The organism is Affinundibacterium seohonense, from assembly GCF_014284305.1.
GTDB lineage: Bacteria > Pseudomonadota > Gammaproteobacteria > Burkholderiales > Burkholderiaceae_D > Undibacterium > Undibacterium seohonense.
The window spans coordinates 82,462-99,390 of record NZ_JACOFW010000019.1 but is presented as its reverse complement, the minus strand read 5'-3'; the positions used below and the strand labels follow the sequence as shown (position 1 = coordinate 99,390).

The following is a 16,929-nucleotide window of genomic DNA, read 5'->3' as shown; positions in this document are numbered from 1 at the left end:
CATTGAGTCTTCGTTTGAAAAATACGTGGCGAAGTTCTTTTATTTTTAAAGTGCCTACTAGAGACGCAATCATTACCCAATAAAAAACCCCGCTTTTAATAAAAGACGGGGTTTGTCAGCGATCTGAAGCGCCAGAAAATTCTGGCGCTTTAGTAAGGCTGTTAAGTCAATTGCATTAATGTATCGTGGGTTCAGCGCCACAACAAACTTTGTATTTCTTGCCGCTGCCGCAAGGGCAGGGATCGTTTCTGCCGACTTTCGGTGCGTCACGTTTTACTGTTGCGACACCAGACTTGCGTAGTGGTGCCCAAAAACGCCGAATTTCTCCGATTGAGGCTTCCAATTTCAAGGCGAGTTGATGGCATTTCTCTGGCGTATCAACTAACTTCGTTTCTTCCTCTTCGATCTCCTCTGCACCTAGTAGGTAAATCGGTTCAAGCAGTGGCGCAATAGTTGGTGATTCCCAAGCTGCTTCCCAAGCTTCTTCGCGTAATTGCATGCCTTCCCAGAAGCCCCATGCCCAGGTTTCCCCATCAATTAGTTCTTTGCCGTTTTCTTCCATAACACAAAACAGTGGTTCGAATTCTTGCGGCGCGACTTCGAAGGTGATTTGAATTTCGTTCATGAAACGGGCAATTAAATTGGTAACCCGTTGCATTTCTTTAGGATTTTTAAATTTGGGTTCGCCCTGATCCGGCAATCCCCATACCAATGGTAGCCATTCGGTCATGGCAATGACTTCGGGCCCGAGCGCGATTGCAGTCAGATAGCCGTGCAGGGCGTCCATGGTCATGCCGTCATCGCCGACGGCATCTGACATTAAGAATTTATCGAGTTCGTTAAACTCTTTGTCGCTAAGGGGTTCGTCCAGATGCATGATACTTGCTCGTCTAAAGGTGGTTTCCAGATGTAATCGCTGCGTATTTTGTACGCGGATTTAATATCGGAAGTGTAGCGCTTTGTTTCGGGTTCGTGGTGAGAAAGCACGTACAATTAGGGCTATGAGCTCAAATATTCTAACTCCCGACCATAATCTGTTTGATCACAAGTCAGACGGCGACATAAATCGTCAAGCTAATCCTATCGATTTTTCAAGCCTAAGCCCCGATTGTGTATTCGATGCGATGCATGCACAGGGTCTTCATTGTGATGGGCGATTATTGGCTTTAAATAGCTATGAAAATCGGGTTTATCAATTGGGGATGGATGACGCGCCTCCCGTGGTCGTGAAATTTTACCGACCTTTGCGTTGGAGCGATGATCAGATCAGGGAAGAGCATCAGTTTGTGACGCAACTTGCAATTGCTGAAATTCCCGTTGTACCTGCTTTGCTGGATTTGAACGGCGAAAGTTTGCGTGAATTTGCCGGTTTTCGGTTTGCCGTATTTGAGCGTCAAGGCGGACGGGCTCCCGAATTGGACCGTGCCGGCACATTAGAATGGATAGGGCGGTTCTTAGGTCGCATACATGCAGTAGGTGCAAGGGAATCTTATCAATCTCGACCAGCAATAAACCAACAGACTTATGGCGAAGCATCACTGGATTATGTATTGCAGCATGATTTTATTCCAATGGATATTGTGCATGCCTACGAAGCGACTGCGCGCATGATGTTATCGGCAGTCAGTAATGCGTATCAACAAGCTGGCGATGTACAAAATTTGCGCTTGCATGGTGATTGTCACATGGGAAATGTATTGTGGACCGATGTTGGTGCCCATCCGGGACCACATTTCGTTGATTTTGATGACAGTCGCATGGGTCCTGCGATGCAGGATTTATGGATGCTGCTGTCAGGATCTCGTCATGAAATGCAAGAGCAGCTATGCGATATTTTATTTGGTTATGAAGATTTTCATAGCTTTGACGCGGCTGAACTGCATTTGATTGAAGCTCTGCGTAGTCTGCGCTTGCTGCATTATTCGGCATGGTTAGCGCAACGTTGGAATGATCCCGCTTTTAAGCAAGCTTTTCCTTGGTTTAATACACAGCGTTACTGGCAAGACCGTATTTTGGAAATGCGAGAGCAAATCGCTTTGATGGATGAAGCGCCATTGCGTGTCTGATAAATTATCTTGATTGGGGGATTCGCAGCGTCAATGCAGCCTTCCATCGTTTACAATGACGCCATTCTGATTATTTACTTTTATGTGATAGCTATGACACAAGATGAATTAAAACTCGCAGTCGCACAAGCGGCGATTGCTTACGTGGTCGAAGGTGAAATTGTTGGTGTTGGTACAGGTTCTACTGCTAATTTTTTCATTGATGAACTGGCGAAGATTAAGCACAAAATTAAAGGAGCGGTTGCCTCCTCAGAAGCAACCGCAAGCCGTTTAAGTGATCACGGTATCACTGTCTTTGACTTGAATGATGTTAGTTCTATGCCTGTCTATATTGATGGTGCAGATGAAATTACGGCGAGTGGTGCAATGATCAAGGGCGGTGGTGCTGCTTTGACTCGTGAAAAAATCGTTGCTTCCGTTGCAAAGTCCTTTGTTTGTATCGCCGATGGCTCCAAATTAGTGAATTTGTTAGGTCAATTTCCACTGCCAGTCGAAGTGATTCCGATGGCGCGTGAGTCTGTGATACGCGCCTTGAATTCGATTGGTGGTGAGGCTAAGTTGCGCATAAAAGATGGTGTCGCCTTGCTGACTGATAACGGCAATATCATTGTCGATGTCCACGGTTTGCAAATTGCCGATCCTGTCGCCTTGGAACAGCAGATCAACAATATTGTTGGTGTTGTGACGGTGGGTTTGTTTGCGGCGCAAGGCGCGAATGTTTGTCTGCTAGGTACAGCAAATGGTGTGAAGACCTTGCAGTTTTAATTTTAGTGATGTTAGTAACAACGGTAGCAATAAATTCGAGGTAATAAGATGGAAGATGCACAAATCAAGGATGACGCTGTCATCATACAAACGAAACTGTGGCTGGAGAAGGCTGTTATAGGCTTAAATCTTTGCCCGTTTGCTAAAGGCGTGCACATTAAAGATCAGATCCGCTATTTTGTTAGCCATGCAACAACGCCGGAAGAATTGATTAAAGATTTGATGGCAGAGTTAGAAGTGCTCGCTGAAGCAAATCCGGACAAGATCGATACCACGTTGATGATTCATCCTTACGTGATGCAGGATTTTCTTGATTACAACGATTTCCTTGAGGTGGCAGATGCGACGTTGGAGGAGTTGGATTTAGACGGTATTTTGCAAGTTGCGAGCTTCCATCCTCAGTATCAGTTCGAAGATGCTTCGCCGGATGACATCGACAATTATACGAATCGTTCACCTTTCCCGACCTTACATTTGCTGCGCGAAGATAGCATTGAAAAAGCGGTTGAGGCTTTCCCTGAGGCTGAGCAAATTTATGAAAAAAACATTCAAACTTTACGTGCTTTGGGGCACGAAGCTTGGAAAAAATTGTTCATTTGATTGAATTTACCCAATTCTGGATAAATAATTTAGCCTGAGTTTTTGCATTAATGCAGGACTTAGGTTTAATTTGATTGGATCACTTTTTGTTGGCCTTGTTGTTCCAAGAAGTCTGAAAACTAAGGCCTGCTATAGATTTTATTTAACCAAGTCGTTTCCGCGTTGATCAAGTACAGCAATTCTTTGCTTATATCGATATTTGTTTTGGTTATGTGAAAATTTCCTTTTCGTTTGCAAAACGGCTCGGTAATGAAAGTTCTAATTCACTTGATTTGGGTGAAATAGTTTGGCTTTTAAGCCTGCTTTATCTTCTATTTGTTGTTATCTCCTGATAAGTTTCTTCGAAAATGCAAGGCTGAAGTTTCGATATCGTCCAGTTTGATCTGTTTTTCGAATTTTCATTTATAGAAAATCGACAAAATCATTGCTCATTTTGATTGGCTTTTCTAAGAATTTTCTTCACTTCCTGAGCGTGATGTTTGTTATCGCTTAAAAATTAGGCGCTCGTGCCTTGTTATTTTGCAGAGCAGCATGTAAAGTCATGCGTTCTTTTTCTCGCTTTATTCCCTTTTTCGTCACTCTTTTTGAAATGTTATGGCTTTAATTGTCCACAAATACGGCGGTACGTCGATGGGGTCTACGGATCGCATTAAGAACGTCGCTAAGCGCGTCGCCAAATGGCATGATGCAGGTTATCAAATCGTAGTTGTGCCGTCTGCAATGTCAGGCGAAACGAATCGAATTATTGGTTTGGCTAAAGAAATTATGGCCGACCCTGATCCGCGTGAACTCGACATGATTGCCTCCACGGGCGAACAAGTATCAGTTGGTTTGTTAGCGATTGCTTTGCAGGCATTGGGTAAAAAGGCAGTTTCTTATGCGGGTTGGCAAGTGCCAATTAAGACCGATTCTTCTTACACCAAAGCGCGCATTGCTTCGATTGATGACGTTAAAGTAAGTGCCGATTTGGCTGAGGGTAAAATTGTCATTATTACCGGCTTTCAAGGTGTTGATGAGCTGGGGAATATCACGACTCTGGGGCGTGGTGGTTCTGATACTTCGGCTGTGGCGATTGCCGCTGCGTTGAAGGCGCAAGAATGTTTGATCTACACCGACGTTGATGGCGTCTACACCACTGATCCTCGTGTGGTGTCAGAAGCGCGTAAATTGAATACCGTGACATTTGAAGAAATGTTGGAAATGGCGTCGTTGGGTTCTAAAGTTTTGCAGATACGTTCAGTAGAGTTTGCTGGTAATTACCGCATGCCAACTCGCGTATTATCATCATTGACCGACCCATTAATGCCTTTGGCCGAAGAGATCGTCTCCGGCACCCTGATTTCGTTTGAGGAAGATACAAATATGGAACAAGCCACAATTACTGGCATCGCTTTTAATCGCGATGAAGCAAAACTCACTGTATTCGGCGTGCCAGATAAGCCAGGTATTGCCTACCAAATTCTTGGTCCGATCGCCGATGCAAATATTGAAGTTGACATGATTATTCAAAATCAATCGGTTGACGGTAAAACTGACTTCACATTTACAGTGCCTCGTGGTGATTACAATAAGGCGATGGATGTATTGAACGCTAGTGTCAAAGAACATATTGGCGCAGGTAATATTATTGGCGACGCTAAGGTATCAAAGGTGTCAGTGGTGGGCGTTGGTATGCGTAGCCACGTTGGTATCGCGTCTCAGATGTTCCGTACCTTGTCAGATGAGGGAATCAACATTCAAATGATCTCTACGTCTGAAATCAAGATTTCAGTTTTGATTGATGAGAAGTATATGGAATTAGCGGTGCGCGCTTTACATAAGGCGTTTGAATTGGAAGCCGCGTAATCGAGATTCCCACGCGAGATTTTCATGGCAAGTAGTTGACCAAAGATGAACTACCCGCTATGATCACGGTCTCGCTTGTAATGCATTGCGTGAGCATAGCGTTGTGAGAGTGTGGAGACGTGGCCGAGTGGCCGAAGGCACTTCCCTGCTAAGGAAGCATCTGGGGTAACCTGGATCGTGAGTTCGAATCTCACCGTCTCCGCCAAAGAATTGGTGCCCGCTTAATGAAAGTTAAGCGGGCATTTTTCTTTTGCGCGCTTGCTTTAATCGGCTTTCACAAAATTTATTTTGCGTGTAGGCTGTCTTTTTTAAGTGAATGTATCTTGAAATTCACTTGCGCTTCGTCTATTGTGCAATGCACCAATAATAACAAGGAATGCAATTGGCTCACGATCACACCAAGAGCAGCTTGTCTGCACTGACTTTAGCTGCGATAGGTATCGTTTATGGCGATATCGGTACTAGTCCTCTTTATACCATGCAAGAAGTATTTGATCATAAGCATGGTCTTGCCCTTAGCCCTGAAAACATACTTGGTATTGTTTCTCTGATTCTTTGGGGTCTCATTTTTATCGTCTCTTTAAAATACGTGACCTTGGTGTTGCGCGCCAATAATCGCGGTGAGGGCGGGATTATGGCTTTGGCGGCGCTGACCTTGGAATCGGTTGGTAAAAATTCTAAGATGTATTTTCCCTTAGTGATTTTGGGCGTGATTGGCGCTTCTCTTTTTTATGGCGATGGTGTCGTTACTCCAGCGATGACAGTGCTATCGGCGATTGAGGGAATTAAGGTGGCGACCCCCGCATTAAAGCCATTTGTTGTGCCGATCACTTTGATTATTTTGATCTGCTTGTATGCTGTGCAATCGCGAGGTACTGCGACAATAGGGAAATTTTTTGGGCCTGTAATGGTGGTTTGGTTTGCGGTCCTGGCTGCAATGGGCGTGTATAACATATTGCGTGTGCCAGCCATTTTGGAAGCGTTTAATCCAATGCATGCTTTGGAATTTTTGTATTTCCATCGTTGGGCGGCGTTCATTGCTCTTGGTGCGGTCGTTTTGGCATTTACTGGCTCTGAGGCTTTGTATGCCGATATGGGGCATTTTGGACCTAAACCTATTCGTGCTGCATGGTTCTTCATCGTATTTCCAGCACTAGGTTTGAATTATTTGGGGCAGGGGGCTTTGTTGATGATTGAACCAACGGCCGTTTCCAATCCATTCTTTAATCAGCTTGGCGATTGGAGTATTTATCCGCTGGTTGTGCTGTCAACTATGGCTGCGGTAATCGCTTCCCAGGCGACAATTTCGGGCGCCTTTTCAATGACAAAGCAGGCGATTTCTTTGGGATTTTTGCCTCGTATGAAAATCATACATACTTCCTCGAAAGAAATTGGGCAGATTTATATTCCGGTTGTGAATTGGCTGCAACTCGCTGCGGTTGTTGGTGCTGTGGTTGGATTTGGTTCTGCCACTAACTTGGCTTCTGCTTACGGAATTGCAAATACTGGCACGATGTTGGTGACGTCGATATTGACTTTCTTTGTTATTCGTTATGGTTGGAAATACAATTTAGCTTTATGTATTGCATCAACCTCGTTCTTCTTGCTGATTGATATTTCCTTGTTCTCTTCCAATGCTTTGAAATTCTTTAGCGGTGGTTGGTTCCCAATTGCACTTGGATTCTGTATTTGTGTTGTGATGCTCACATGGCGTCGTGGTCGCTCTTTGGTATTTGATAACTTGAAGAAGCATGCAATTCCTTTGGAAGAATTTTTGGAATCCTTGTTTATTTCACCACCTGTAAGAGTGGAGGGCACTGCGGTGTTTCTGCGTGGTGAAGCGGATGGTGTTCCACATGCTTTATTGCATAATCTTTCCCATAATAAAATTTTGCATGAGCGTGTGATCTTCATTACTTTGCATAATCGGGAAATTCCTTGGGTGCCGTTTTCTGAGCGCATTAAAGTGACTGATTTGAAAAATAATTGTTTTCAGGTCGATGTCTACTATGGCTTTAAAAATGAGCCTGATATTCCAAATGCTCTGGAATTGTGTGCGCCGTTCGGCTTGGTGTTTGAACCGCTAGATACTTCGTACTTCATTTCGCGACAAACCATCATTTCTAGTCCAGGCGGCGGTATGGCAATGTGGCGTGAGGGTTTGTTTGTGACGATGTCTAGAAATGCGCGTGATGCGGCTGATTACTATCAAATTCCAAGTAATCGTGTAATTGAAGTCGGGGCTCAAGTTGAAATTTGAGTTGCTCGGTGCATTTACGGTTTTTGGGGCTTATAAAATGAAATTACCTGTGCTATAATATTTTTCTTCGCGGCTGTAGCTCAGCTGGATAGAGTACTTGGCTACGAACCAAGGGGTCGTGGGTTCGATTCCTGCCAGCCGCACCAGATTTAAGGGACTAGATGTAAATCTAGTCCTTTTTTTCGTTTTACGTTGATCGTTTGCGAGAAGTAATATGCTGAAATTTTGAGTTGATCTTCTTCTGGCGTGTGGTGACATTTGTTTCGCAAATACATTACTTTGGCTACTTCATATTTGCGTTGTAGTCTGCTATAATATCATTTTTCGCGGCTGTAGCTCAGCTGGATAGAGTACTTGGCTACGAACCAAGGGGTCGTGGGTTCGATTCCTGCCAGCCGCACCAGATTTAAGGGACTAGATGCAAATCTAGTCCCTTTTTTCATTTGGTATTTGTATTTATGCTGTGAAATCGTCTGCAGTTTTAAGCGGTTTCCAGTATTCGACGTAAGCTCCAGTCTGACGGAAGTGGGTGGCTAGAATTTTGGATTGTAGTCGTGATTTTTTCTGAGCCATTCACTTGAATGCTCTCTTCAAAGGAAAGAATCAAACGATGGACGAGGTTGACATCAGGTAGCATGGTTCCAAGAAATAGAACTCTATGCTGATATTGAATCAGAATAGTTGGGAAGTTTTCGATATCCAAGTCGTCAATCAATTCAGCATGATCTTCGATGTCTATCCAGGCAAAGCACTTATCTGGATGTGTTGTTTGTAAATTATCAAATCCTTTCCTATACCCTTGGCAAGTATCGCACCAAGCAGCGCAAAGGCAGCTGATTAACCAAGGGCTGGTTGTTAATTTATCGTGAATGGCACGCAGGTTGTCGCTTGGGTAAATTTGAGTTTCCATATCTTATTTTAACCTATCAGCAAGCAAGCATGATTTGCCGAGCGCAAATTCTATCTCTCAATCAAATGTAAAGAAATCTCGTTGCTCGGGGTAAAATAAACAAATGACGATCATATTAGCTATTGAGACCTCGACAGATCTTGCATCGGTCGCTCTACTCTCCAATCAAAGAATTTTCAGCCGTGATTTGGCTGGTGTACAAACGCACTCATTTGGTTTGCTTCCTGCGGTTCAAGACCTGATGCTCGAGGCTTGCGTAGGCTTAGATGACATCAATGCGATTGCATTTGGGTGTGGGCCGGGTGCTTTTACTGGTGTACGAACCACATGCGGCGTCGTGCAAGGATTGGCATTTGGCCTGCAAATTCCGGTTTTGCCTGTAGTCAGTTTATTGTCTATGGCAGCGCTTGCTAGAGATGTTAATTCTTGGTGTGATGTTGTTTGTTGCTTGGATGCCCGCATGAATGAAGTTTATTGGGCGCATTATCGTTTGAGCGGGTTTGATTGGGTTGAGGTGGTAGCGCCGAGGTTGAGTGACTTTGATGCAGCGTTAACTTATGCTGCACAGATGCAGCTAAACATGGTTGTGGGAAAGGGTCTTGAAATGCCGGAGTCCATCGGCGTAAATCATATGATAGCAATGCCACACGCGCGTTCTGTTTTGCAAATTAGTGAACATAGTCTGAGGCAAGGTTTGGGTGTGGATGCTGATCAGGCTCAGCCGCTATATTTGCGAAATAAAATTGCCTTAACAACGGCAGAGCGCCAGTTAGCTCGTGAGGCGTAATGGAAGCTGCAACTTTGTCGATTGCTGACATGGATAATTACCGGATCTGTCAACTTAGTCTTGATGATCTAGGCGAGATTTTAGCCATTGAAGAAGCTGTATATAGCCATCCTTGGACCCGTGGTAATTTTCTAGATTCATTTTACAGTCAACATGAGGCGATCGGTATTCGTGACGAGCAAAGTAGCTTAGTTGCTTATTTTTTTTTAATGCCAGTGGTGGATGAACTACATTTGCTGACCTTTGCCGTAAGTGCCCAGAAGCAAGGGCTGGGGTATGGACTTGTTTTACTTAAGCAAATGAAGCGGCTAGCAGAGTCGAAAGGATTTTTATCGATGATGCTGGAAGTTCGGGTAAGTAATGCAAGGGCGATTGATATTTATAAGCGTTTTGGATTCCTCGAAATTGGACGTCGTAAAGCGTATTATCCTGCGCATCATGGACAGCGCGAAGATGCGATTGTGATGCGTATGGAGTTAAAACCGATGGCGAATGATGGAATGATCGAAGAGTGATTATGAGTAATATGCGCGATTACTATTTGCAAAATTTAGGTGTCGGTGAGATTTGGAAATCTCGAGATGTTGAGGTGATTTCCCGCGTTGTTGGTGGCGCGATGGTAGTCAGTGATGATCATTCTAATTTTGAACATCACTCCCCAGCAACGGTATTTCCAATGCAGTCAATCACTGATCTACAAGGACTTCAGGGACAAATTCAAGTTTGTACTCAATGTGGTCTGTGCAAGTCTTTGGGACAAGGGCAACTTGTGCATGCGGCGAGATCGATAGATGTGTTGGTGGTGACGGAATTTGCAGCGCCTTCGCAAATGGACGCGCAAGAAAAACTCTTCAACAATATTTTAGCCGCACTTCCAATTGAAAAGACATTCGCTCTTTATCGCAGTGCTTTACTCAAGGCACAATTTGCTGAATCGATAGAAAAAGAGCTCGTGCAAACCGCAGTTAAGGCCTGCTCTTCTTTTTTGAGGCAAGAAATTGATTTGCTAAAGCCAAAGTTCTTATTGATTTTCGGAGAGTTACCATTGCGGACGCTTATTGCACCAGATGTACCTATTGATCCGGCAAATTTGCGGCAGGTTCCACTGTACTATCAGAATATTCCTATTATTGCGACGTATAGTGCTAGTACTATTCTCGCGCATCCGGAACTCAAGCGTGAGGTTTGGATGCAACTTTGTAGACTTAAAGAGCTCATTGCATAGAGAGATAGACTATGAATACGTATCAGGATGGGTTCCATCAAGAGTGGTCTCGATTAACTGATAAACATGTTCGCGCCTTGGCGTGGTTATTAACCTCGCCTGATTTATTAGATAAAAATTCCGCGATTTGGTGGCATCAAATCGGTGCGATTGATGTGCCAAACCCCGAAAAGCTACGCGCTTGGCTTTTTGCCTTGGATGCACATCCAACGGCGTTACATGAAGCCTTGAAAATACATAAATTTTTGCGTTTGGGGCATTATGCTGAAGACTTATTGGCATTTTATTTTAATCATGAGGGCTTGCTTTTTGGGCATGGTGTGCAAGTTCACAACGCTAAAGCGGAAACAATCGGTGAATTTGATTATCTATTGTTTGCACAAGGCGGTTTGCTACACCTCGAGTTGGCGACAAAATTTTATTTATTTCATCACCCACAAGATGCGAGTCATTTAACGTCTGTTGCGGTCAGCGTATATGACTATTTAGGGCCAAATCTAAATGATAGTCTAGGTGCTAAAATGCAGAAAATTTTGCAACGTCAACTAAGCTTATCTGAGCACGATGCCGCAAAAAATTTGATACAAACAAAGATCATTGCGGCACGAGCAATAATAAAAGGATGGTTGTTTTATCGTAGTGCCGAGCCTAGGCAATTGGTGCCTGGTATTGGCTTAAATCATTGTCAGGGTTTCTGGTGGACTCAGGCTGAATTTGAGCAGCTCGCTATTCCTTATGCGTTGCGCTTGGAGCGATTGCAATGGTTAGCACCCGCCCAGGTCGGAGTCGATGAAGTGATGGATAAAAGTTTGATTATAGACCTATTGCATCGCCATTTTCATGCAGATTCCACACCAGTCATGGTGGCGATTATGAAGAAAAATGGTAGTGTGATGCAGGAATTTTGTCGTGGAATGGTGGTGCCAAATAATTGGCCGATGAAAGCCAATCAATTAATTAGATAAGCATTAAGCAATACTTAGTGTTTAGACTCACCGATCAGGGCAACCGAGTCAAATATTTTTTGATTTGCTCTATGCTTGAGCATCACAGCGTACATGGTGGATGCAACAAACAAGCCGAAAATAACGATGATGACATGGGTATGGAGATTGAGGGAAACCATGACTGCATACAGAGCTAATAACACCAAAATCGATAAATTCTCATTGAAGTTTTGTACCGCAATGGAGTGACCCGCACTCATCAATACGTGTCCACGATGTTGTAGTAATGCATTCATAGGTACGACAAAAAATCCCGCCAGACCACCAATAAAGATCAATAATGGGTAAGCAAACCAAACATTGGTGACAAAGATCATCGTGGTCACGACTAATCCCATCAAGACACCAAGTGGCATCACTGACAATGATTTTTTGAGGGGAATGATGCGGGCTGCAAATAAGGCTCCAATAGCGATGCCGACCGCGAACACACCTTGTAACTCACTACCCTTGTTGAGTGGCATCTGTAAATTGACTTCTGCCCATTTCAAAACTAGGTATTGTAAGGTCGCACCCGCTCCCCAAAACAAGGTGGTAACGGCAAGCGAAATTTGACCCAGTTTATCTTGCCAGAGTTTAATCGAGCAATGGGTGAAATCTTTCAAGAGGCAAATGGGATTGGATTTTTGAGTTTGATATTTCGCCCCTGTATCAGGGATGTAGCGATTGAAAATGGCAGCAATTATGTAGCAAATCGTGATGGCGCAGAGTGCAGATTGATTTGTCGTGTTAATGCCTAAATCGAACAGGGGAAAATCAAAGCTGAGTAAGCGTGCCGAAATCTGTGGGTCAACTAATTTTCCGCCTAAGACCACACCTAAAATAATAGAGCTAATGGTTAAGCCTTCGATCCAGCCGTTTGCAGCGACTAATTTTTCTGGTGGGAGTAACTCGGTCAAAATGCCATATTTAGCAGGAGAATATGCGGCAGCGCCAAAACCCACGACACCGTAAGCAATCACTGGATGGACATCAACGAACATCAAGGCGCAACCGGCAATTTTGATTAGATTGGTGAAAAACATCACCTTGCCTTTTGGCCGGGAGTCAGCAAAAGCACCGACAAAGGCGGCTAAGACCACGTACGATAAAGCAAAGCTCCATTTGAGTAAGGGTGTCATCCATGCCGGAGCGTCCATCGTGACTAAGAGCGCGATTGCTGCTATTAGCAATGCATTGTCAGCCAGCGAAGAGAAAAACTGCGCTGCCATAATTGTATAAAAACCGCGTTTCATTCGTTCTGTTGACCTTTGCTTTTTATTTGCTTCGTCTGGCAGGGATGCTTTATACCATGAAATACCTGTGACTTCCTTGAAATACCACAAGCTTTTGTTGGGATACTGGGTAAAATATCAGTACTTTCTTCCACAATTAAAGATCGATCTATCGCTGACAGCGAGATGCATTCAATATGGCTAAACAAAAAACAAACTACACATGCACTGAGTGCGGTGGTGTGCAAAGTAAATGGGCCGGGCAGTGTCCCTCATGCCAGCAATGGAATACCTTAGTGGAGACGCTAGTTGAGGAGGCTGGAAATCGTTTTTCAAATAAATATCAAGGTTTGGCACAAACTGCCCCAGTATTAAATTTGGCAGACATAAAGGCGGAAGATATTCCGCGTTTTGGAACTGATATTGAAGAGTTTGACCGAGTTTTAGGTGGCGGTCTGGTACCTGGAGGCGTTGTATTAATTGGTGGCGATCCAGGAATAGGGAAGTCCACGCTGTTGTTACAAGCTTTATCAAATCTGACTAAGATAAAAAAGGTCCTTTACGTTAGTGGCGAGGAGTCAGGTGCCCAGATAGCCTTGCGAGCCAAGCGTCTCGCAGTTGATGCGAAAGGCCTCTCGCTGCAGGCTGAGATTCAGCTGGAAAAAATTCTAAATACCCTCGCTGAACATAAGCCCCAAGTAGTCGTGATCGATTCAATTCAAACGATGTACTCAGATGCTCTAAGTTCAGCGCCTGGTTCGGTGGCGCAAGTGCGTGAATGTGCGGCGCAATTAACACGCGTCGCTAAGACGATGAATATCACCATGATCTTAGTCGGGCATGTCACAAAAGAAGGCGCGCTCGCGGGGCCGCGCGTATTAGAGCACATCGTTGATACGGTGTTGTATTTTGAGGGGGATACACATTCGAGTTTTCGCCTAGTTAGGGCGATAAAAAATCGTTTCGGTGCGGTCAATGAATTGGGTGTGTTTGCGATGACTGAACGTGGCTTGAAGGGGGTTTCAAATCCATCAGCACTGTTCTTGTCACAACATGACACGCAAGTGCCGGGTTCTTGCGTGATGGTGACGCAAGAAGGTACGCGTCCGCTCCTCGTCGAAATTCAGGCTTTGGTCGATACCTCGCATGCGCCAAATGCCAAGCGATTGTCGGTGGGCTTAGAACAAAATCGTTTGGCGATGTTGCTTGCTGTGCTGCATCGGCATGCTGGCGTTGCAGCTTTTGATCAAGATGTTTTTATTAATGCCGTTGGTGGTGTCAAAATTACTGAGCCAGCAGCGGATCTTGCTGTCCTGTTGGCGATCAATTCATCGATGCGCAACAAGCCTTTGCCGCGAGGTTTAGTGGTGTTTGGTGAGGTGGGATTGGCTGGTGAAATACGTCCAGCCCCGCGTGGTCAGGAGCGATTGCGTGAAGCCGCGAAATTGGGCTTTTCGATTGCGATGATTCCAAAGTCGAATGCGCCGAAACAAAAAATTGAAGGCTTGCAAATCATTGCGGTCGATCGCATCGATGAGGCATTGAACAAAATTCGTGACGTCGATGGTCTTGTCGAATGAGTGCTGCCTCAGTCAGTTAAAAATGCATATTGGCCGGCAAGCGAGCGCTCATCCGTATAAGTGTATATGTCTTACCGCAGTCTATTTTTTTGGTGGTTTGACTTTCTGTTTTGGTGAGAGCACTGTCGGTAAGGCTTTAGGAAGCGTGTTTGGATAGTCTCGACTGTAATGTAGGCCACGACTTTCGCGGCGTGACAGTGCACTGTTGACGATAAGCGACGCGACTTCGACAAGGTTGCGTAGTTCTAACAAGTTATTGGAAATGCGGAAATTGGCGTAGTACTCGTCGATTTCTTCTTTTAATAATTTGATTCGATGTTTGGCTCGTTCGAGGCGCTTTGTGGTACGTACAATGCCGACATAATTCCACATGAAGCGGCGCAGTTCATCCCAGTTATTGGCGATGACGACTTCTTCATCCGCATCTGAAACTCGACTTTCATCCCAGGCTGGCAGGTCTGGAATTTCAAAATGATCTTGTTCGGCGATATGTTGTGCTGCAGCCTTTCCTATGACCAAACATTCCAACAGGGAGTTACTCGCCAATCGATTGGCACCATGCAATCCGGTGTAAGCGGTTTCTCCAACCGCGTATAGCGCTGGAATGTCGGTGCGACCCAAGGTGTCGGTAACTACGCCACCGCAGGTGAAATGGACGGCTGGAACGACAGGGATGGCTTGTTTGGTGATATCTATGCCTAATTCTAAACAACGTGCATAAATCGTTGGAAAATGTTCTTTTAAAAATTCAGGTGATTGATGGCTGATGTCAAGTTCAACGTAGTCGAGGCCACGTTTTTTCATTTCGAAATCGATCGCGCGTGCGACCACGTCACGCGGAGCTAGTTCGGCACGTTCATCGTGCGTCAGCATAAATCGCGTTCCGGCTGCTGCACCAGCTTCTGGTGGTAATTTTAAAATGCCACCTTCGCCCCGCACAGCTTCGGTCACCAGAAATGATTTTGCATAAGGATGATAAAGGCAAGTAGGGTGGAATTGCATAAATTCCATATTCGAAACGCGACAGCCAGCACGCCATGCCATTGCGATGCCATCGCCGGTCGCGGTATCTGGATTGGTCGTGTATAGATAAACTTTGCCGGCGCCGCCAGTGGCCATCACGGTGTGTTGCGCGCAGAAAGTATGTACGGTGCCAGTCCTTACGTCTTGTACATATAAACCGAGGCAACGTGGCGTCGCGGAAGTATCACCAATTTTGCTCGAGGTGATGACATCAATCGCGTAGTGGTGTTCAAACAAACTTATGTTGGGATGGTTTCTGACGAGCTGTTCAAGTGTGACTTGTACTGCGTGTCCGGTCGCATCGGCTGCATGAATTATTCGTCGTTGGCTATGACCGCCTTCGCGTGTTAAATGAAAACCGAGTTCTGCATGTTGATCTTTGGTGAATGGAACGCCTTGTTCAATCAACCAATCGATTGCTGATCGACCTTGCTCGATGATGGCGCGGGTAGCGGCTTCATCGCACAATCCACCGCCAGCAATGATGGTGTCGGAAATATGTTGTTCGTGACTGTCGTGAGAGTCCAGTACCGCTGCGATGCCCCCTTGTGCCCAATTACTCGCGCCATCAAGCAGGGTGCGTTTAGAAATGATGGCGACTTTATGGGTTTTGGCTAAGTGGAGAGCAACCGACAAACCTGCTAAGCCACTACCGACAATGGCGACATCAAATTTCATCATGAGAATAAACCGTATAAATTAAAACTTAAAAGGGCTCAACTATATGCGATTTTTTTGTCTTCATGTGAAGGCAAGCCGTGACGCATACTCTGAATTGATTAAGGATGATCGGTTTTTTATTTATTGTGCTCTTGAATGACATGAATTTCCCTGCGTAAATATCACTTCAATTTGAAGGGGCATCGGGGTTTCTTTTTTTGTTGATGTGCTAAATAGAATTCTTGCCGGGAGTTTTTGTTGGTGATTCGCTTGAGTTTTATATGTTTTTTTAAAGCGATCCCAAAAAAGCCTGCAAACTGCTTGACACAATACTGATCGAATTGATCTAATACCGGATGCAAAATTTCCGCTGGCCCTGAATCGTTATGGTGGGCTGAATTAAAAAAGTCGAAAATATCATCGTAGTCTTAATTTTTTGTGAGGGGACCGTAAGTGAATAAAACTGAATTGATCGACCACATCGCTAAATCCGCTGATTTATCTAAAGCAGCTTCTGCTCGCGCACTTGATGCCATGATTGCGGCGGTGAAAACAACATTGAAAAAAAATGGCACGGTAACCTTGGTTGGTTTTGGTACTTTTTCTGTCGGTAAACGTGCAGCTCGTACAGGTCGTAACCCACGTACTGGTGAAGCGATTAAAATCAAATCTGCTAAGGTTCCTAAATTTAAGCCTGGCAAAGCTTTGAAAGATGCGGTAAACTAATGCTCTTCGTGATTTAAGGAATTAAATCACTTTGTTGTTGACATGTCGGGCGCTTAGCTCAGTTGGTAGAGCGGAGCCCTTACAAGGCTTAGGTCGGGAGTTCGAGCCTCTCAGCGCCCACCAGACGTCAGCAACTGCAGGAATTGGAGTGGTAGTTCAGTTGGTTAGAATACCGGCCTGTCACGCCGGGGGTCGCGGGTTCGAGCCCCGTCCGCTCCGCCAACATCTAAAAGGCGAACATATGTTCGCCTTTTTTTATAT

15 protein-coding genes and 5 tRNA genes are annotated in these 16,929 nt (G+C 44.8%); 16 read left to right on the top strand and 4 right to left on the bottom strand.

Annotated elements, in window-relative coordinates; translation table 11 throughout:
* Positions 1 to 175: 175 nt before the first annotated feature.
* Positions 176 to 877: a UPF0149 family protein gene (locus H8K52_RS15555; protein WP_186923823.1), complete on the bottom strand. Its 702-nt coding sequence runs from the start codon at positions 875 to 877 to the stop codon at positions 176 to 178.
* 124 nt (positions 878 to 1,001) lie between these two features.
* On the opposite strand from H8K52_RS15555, the gene H8K52_RS15550 reads away from it, so the two are divergent.
* The 8 genes from H8K52_RS15550 to H8K52_RS15515 all read left to right on the top strand — a co-directional run bounded on the left by H8K52_RS15550 (position 1,002) and on the right by H8K52_RS15515 (position 7,939).
* Positions 1,002 to 2,066 (top strand): serine/threonine protein kinase, encoded by a 1,065-nt coding sequence (locus H8K52_RS15550; RefSeq protein ID WP_186923822.1) that lies wholly within the window; start codon positions 1,002 to 1,004, stop codon positions 2,064 to 2,066.
* Positions 2,067 to 2,159: 93 nt separating this feature from the next.
* Positions 2,160 to 2,831, top strand: a complete 672-nt coding sequence (gene rpiA, locus H8K52_RS15545) for a ribose-5-phosphate isomerase RpiA (protein ID WP_186923821.1) — start codon at positions 2,160 to 2,162, stop codon at positions 2,829 to 2,831.
* Between the two features lie 48 nt (positions 2,832 to 2,879).
* Positions 2,880 to 3,431, top strand: coding sequence for a DUF1415 domain-containing protein (locus H8K52_RS15540; RefSeq protein WP_186923820.1), 552 nt, complete (start codon positions 2,880 to 2,882; stop codon positions 3,429 to 3,431).
* A 594-nt stretch (positions 3,432 to 4,025) separates the two neighbouring features.
* Positions 4,026 to 5,276: an aspartate kinase gene (locus H8K52_RS15535; protein ID WP_186923819.1), complete on the top strand. Its 1,251-nt coding sequence runs from the start codon at positions 4,026 to 4,028 to the stop codon at positions 5,274 to 5,276.
* 113 nt (positions 5,277 to 5,389) lie between these two features.
* Positions 5,390 to 5,481, top strand: a tRNA-Ser gene (locus tag H8K52_RS15530).
* A gap of 171 nt (positions 5,482 to 5,652) precedes the next feature.
* Entirely contained in the window at positions 5,653 to 7,536 is a 1,884-nt protein-coding gene (locus tag H8K52_RS15525) for a potassium transporter Kup (protein ID WP_186923818.1), read from the top strand.
* A gap of 69 nt (positions 7,537 to 7,605) precedes the next feature.
* Positions 7,606 to 7,682 (top strand) — tRNA-Arg (locus tag H8K52_RS15520).
* Positions 7,683 to 7,862: 180 nt separating this feature from the next.
* Positions 7,863 to 7,939 (top strand) — tRNA-Arg (locus tag H8K52_RS15515).
* Between the two features lie 78 nt (positions 7,940 to 8,017).
* Here the strand turns inward: H8K52_RS15515 and H8K52_RS15510 are convergent.
* Complete coding sequence (locus H8K52_RS15510) at positions 8,018 to 8,446, bottom strand: thioredoxin family protein (protein WP_186923817.1); 429 nt, start codon at positions 8,444 to 8,446, stop codon at positions 8,018 to 8,020.
* A gap of 103 nt (positions 8,447 to 8,549) precedes the next feature.
* Here H8K52_RS15510 and tsaB point away from each other — a divergent pair, with 103 nt between their 5' ends.
* From tsaB to H8K52_RS15490, 4 genes are read left to right on the top strand one after another with little or no spacing between them, the layout of a single operon-like run.
* Positions 8,550 to 9,233: a tRNA (adenosine(37)-N6)-threonylcarbamoyltransferase complex dimerization subunit type 1 TsaB gene (tsaB, locus tag H8K52_RS15505; protein WP_186923816.1), complete on the top strand. Its 684-nt coding sequence runs from the start codon at positions 8,550 to 8,552 to the stop codon at positions 9,231 to 9,233.
* Positions 9,234 to 9,262: 29 nt separating this feature from the next.
* Positions 9,263 to 9,748, top strand: a complete 486-nt coding sequence (gene rimI, locus H8K52_RS15500) for a ribosomal protein S18-alanine N-acetyltransferase (RefSeq protein ID WP_186923829.1) — start codon at positions 9,263 to 9,265, stop codon at positions 9,746 to 9,748.
* Positions 9,749 to 9,750: 2 nt separating this feature from the next.
* Complete coding sequence (locus tag H8K52_RS15495; protein ID WP_186923815.1) at positions 9,751 to 10,458, top strand: uracil-DNA glycosylase family protein; 708 nt, start codon at positions 9,751 to 9,753, stop codon at positions 10,456 to 10,458.
* An 11-nt stretch (positions 10,459 to 10,469) separates the two neighbouring features.
* Positions 10,470 to 11,423: a DUF1853 family protein gene (locus H8K52_RS15490; RefSeq protein WP_186923814.1), complete on the top strand. Its 954-nt coding sequence runs from the start codon at positions 10,470 to 10,472 to the stop codon at positions 11,421 to 11,423.
* A gap of 14 nt (positions 11,424 to 11,437) precedes the next feature.
* Here the strand turns inward: H8K52_RS15490 and lplT are convergent, their stop codons facing one another.
* Positions 11,438 to 12,700 (bottom strand): lysophospholipid transporter LplT, encoded by a 1,263-nt coding sequence (gene lplT, locus H8K52_RS15485; protein WP_186923813.1) that lies wholly within the window; start codon positions 12,698 to 12,700, stop codon positions 11,438 to 11,440.
* Positions 12,701 to 12,876: 176 nt separating this feature from the next.
* Between lplT and radA the strand changes: the two genes are divergently transcribed.
* Positions 12,877 to 14,259 (top strand): DNA repair protein RadA, encoded by a 1,383-nt coding sequence (gene radA, locus H8K52_RS15480; protein WP_186923812.1) that lies wholly within the window; start codon positions 12,877 to 12,879, stop codon positions 14,257 to 14,259.
* An 81-nt stretch (positions 14,260 to 14,340) separates the two neighbouring features.
* Here the strand turns inward: radA and nadB are convergent, their stop codons facing one another.
* Complete coding sequence (nadB, locus tag H8K52_RS15475) at positions 14,341 to 15,960, bottom strand: L-aspartate oxidase (protein WP_186923828.1); 1,620 nt, start codon at positions 15,958 to 15,960, stop codon at positions 14,341 to 14,343.
* A gap of 435 nt (positions 15,961 to 16,395) precedes the next feature.
* Here nadB and H8K52_RS15470 point away from each other — a divergent pair, with 435 nt between their 5' ends.
* The 3 genes from H8K52_RS15470 (at position 16,396) to H8K52_RS15460 (ending at position 16,890) form a co-directional block, all read left to right on the top strand.
* Entirely contained in the window at positions 16,396 to 16,668 is a 273-nt protein-coding gene (locus tag H8K52_RS15470; protein WP_186889306.1) for an HU family DNA-binding protein, read from the top strand.
* 47 nt (positions 16,669 to 16,715) lie between these two features.
* Positions 16,716 to 16,791: transfer RNA gene (locus H8K52_RS15465), tRNA-Val, on the top strand.
* Between the two features lie 22 nt (positions 16,792 to 16,813).
* A tRNA-Asp gene (locus H8K52_RS15460) sits at positions 16,814 to 16,890 on the top strand.
* Positions 16,891 to 16,929: the final 39 nt, after the last annotated feature.